The organism is Pseudoalteromonas sp. S558 (assembly GCF_005886635.1).
Taxonomy (GTDB): domain Bacteria; phylum Pseudomonadota; class Gammaproteobacteria; order Enterobacterales; family Alteromonadaceae; genus Pseudoalteromonas; species Pseudoalteromonas aliena.
In genome coordinates this window covers 1-2,955 of sequence record NZ_PNDU01000251.1, presented here as the reverse complement: position 1 = coordinate 2,955, position 2,955 = coordinate 1, and the positions used below count along the sequence as shown (strand labels likewise).

3 protein-coding genes are annotated in these 2,955 nt (G+C 35.9%); 1 reads left to right on the top strand and 2 read right to left on the bottom strand.

All coding sequences use genetic code 11. From position 1 onward, the window contains the following. Window positions 1–126: 126 nt before the first annotated feature. Complete coding sequence (locus CWB66_RS16080; protein ID WP_252371774.1) at window positions 127–834, bottom strand: response regulator; 708 nt, start codon at window positions 832–834, stop codon at window positions 127–129. A gap of 124 nt (window positions 835–958) precedes the next feature. Beyond that, window positions 959–2,563: an ATP-binding protein gene (locus tag CWB66_RS16075; RefSeq protein ID WP_138586138.1), complete on the bottom strand. Its 1,605-nt coding sequence runs from the start codon at window positions 2,561–2,563 to the stop codon at window positions 959–961. A gap of 205 nt (window positions 2,564–2,768) precedes the next feature. On the opposite strand from CWB66_RS16075, the gene CWB66_RS16070 reads away from it, so the two are divergent. After that, on the top strand, window positions 2,769–2,955 hold a 187-nt coding region (locus tag CWB66_RS16070), incomplete at its 3' end, for a hypothetical protein (RefSeq protein ID WP_138586137.1).

The window sequence follows — 2,955 nt, the reverse complement described above, 5'->3', positions numbered from 1 at the left end:
TGCCTAAATACCAAACAGTCAACTGCAAAATTCAATCACGAAAGGTCAACACGCCCTAGTATCGTATAGCAAGTTATTGAATACTATTTTTCGAGAATATAAACCCAATAGTATTCAATAACTAATCTACCATGCACTTACAACAAACAAATACCCTTTTGAGCGTACCGTTTTAATTTTTAAAGAATTACGCGCATCATCGCCCAATTTTTTGCGTAACTGACTAATATGATTATCTATACCGCGTTCAATACCGTCATAATGATAACCTTTTAACTGTTCAACAATACTATTACGAGACAAAACCGTGCCAGCATTTTTAGCCAGCAGTATTAAAAGGTCGTATTCACCATCGGTAAGTTGCACTGGCAAACCACCTAACGTAACCGTTCTATTGTGGGATGCAATAACGAGTTCTCCAAAGCTTATAAAGCCTTTAGCTTGCGTGTTTATCCCAGCAGCTTGCATAGGTTGCTCACGCCTTAAAAACGCTTTAATTTTAGCAAGTAATAAACGAGGTTTTACCGGTTTGAGTAAGTAGTCATCTGCGCCAATTTCGAGTCCAACAATTTGATCAATTTCCTCTTCTCGTGCGGTAAACATCACAATATAACCATTGTACAAAGACCTAACCTCACGACACACCGTTAAGCCATCTTTTTTGGGCAACATAACATCCAAAATAACTAATGCAGGTTGCCACTGTAAAATAGTTGTAACCGCATCCTCCCCATTAGCCGCTATTTTAACCTCATACCCTTCAAGCGTTAAATACTCATCAATAGACTCTGCCAACGGCAAATCGTCTTCTACAACTAAAATTTTTGGTTTCATAACGTATTCCATGTCATACCTATCGGCTTATGTATGGGGTCTATTTAACGATTATAAGATTGATCTCTTACTAAGCAGAGTTATGTGTCTAATCATTTTAACTAATTGCAAACCTATCCGTGACTTACATGTTAGTAGGCCAGTGCAAAATAAAACGTGCGCCACCCAAAGAAGACTCATCAACACTCGCCTCACCGCCATGCCAATCTAATATTTGCTTCACAATAGCAAGGCCTAAACCGGTTCCGCCTGTTTGTAAATTACGACTTTCATCTTCTCTGTAAAATGCCTCAAATACCTTTCTTCGAGCTGAGTTAGCAACGCCATCGCCGTCATCCTCTACATATATTAACCAACCTTTTCCTACTTTTTTATAGCTTACCTGAATAACGTCTTGCCCATAAGCAATCGCATTTCGAATCAAATTACTTAAAGCTCGGCTCATATAAAATTTATCAAGCAGTGCTTCACACTCAGCATTCTCAAGTAACGTAATTGTTTTTTTTGGGTTTGCTTCTTGCCAAACAATTAGCTCTTGTTTTATCCATTGATTAAGCTCAACGGTTTCTAATGCTAATGTGGGGGCTTCTCTATCAAAGCGAGCGTGGGTAAGCATTTCAGACACAAGTAAATTCAATTCATTTAGCGACATTTCAATACGATCTAACTGCCCTACCTGATAGTCGTTTTTTGTACTGCCACGAAGTAATTCTAAGTTAAATTCGATACGCGCAATAGGTGTGCGTAACTCATGCGACACCGCATTAACCAAATTTTTATGTGAAGAAATTAAACGCTGTATTTTTTCGGCCATTATATTAAATGTTTTAGATAAGTTATTTAAATGACTAAAACGAATAAGCTTAGCTCGCGTTTCAAATTTACCTTGTCCAAGCAGCGCCGCAACCTTGTTAAGGGAGCGCATAGAACGCCACCCAGGAATTAACCAGATAATAATTGGGATTAGTAAAAAAAAGCCGAATATAAAATAAAACACACTCAACATATACACAACTTTACTTTTGAGCTCAGGGCTAAATGGGCCTAGCACAATAATCTTATCGCTATTGCCAATACGTTGCATCACTATATCGGCGGGATACCCTATAAAATCAGAATCGTCGGATGATATTGAAATCATTACACCCTGTTCTAATTCAGCCATTTGCTGTGGTGTGTAATCTAATTCACTCAAGGTTTTGAGCAACACGGGATATGCAAATTCATGGCTTAGCGAATCAATAATCTGCGGCCACTCTTTTTCAGGATACTGTATCAACGTATTATTAAGTAAATAAAAAGTGCCCATCATCCAGCGCTGTGCTTCATTTACGAGGTGCTTAGGCACAGAGTTTGGTTTAACAATCACTAAAAGCTGATTGTCATCAATTTTTCGATAAACTAAATCAGCAAACGGATCCCCTACAATTTTATTTTCTGTAAGTAAGGTATTTTGCTCGCTCGAAAAATCACGTTGATTATATGCTTGTAAAGAAAGCGCAAAGCCAAAATTAGCCTGTATATTATTTAAATAAGCTAATCTGTCGTTTTTAGGTATACCTTGAAGTTGCTCGGCAAGTAAATCGGTAGAGCCCGACGTTAAAAACTCCAACGCCCATCTCTCAGTGGGATGCCTTACCTTGTTTTCAAATTGCGGAATAATAAATAACTGAATACTCACCACTGAAGAGATAATAATAATTAATAAAAAAAGTAGCGATTTTTTCATGTGTTATCTGAGGTCAATAAGTAAACATAAACCTTATCATACATTTATATAAATACTATTGTTGATTACGTGAGCCTGCAAATCATGATCGAATACTGTCACTTTAAACTACCATTTTCTCTTTTGAAATATTATTTTTATTTTTATAAATTAAAAATTCTGATAAGGTTAGTTCCCCTTTTAGTTAATTTACAAGATTTATATAATGATAAGGATTTCATCCATACTTTTTTTTTTACTTATTATCGGTTGTTCAACTGAAAAAGAAGTTGAAGTAATAAAAGAGATTGAAGTAATAAAAGAGATTGAAGTAATAAAAGAGATTGAAGTAATAAAAGAGATTGAAGTAATAAAAGAGATTGAAGTAGTAAAAGATAATTCTGTAGAACTAT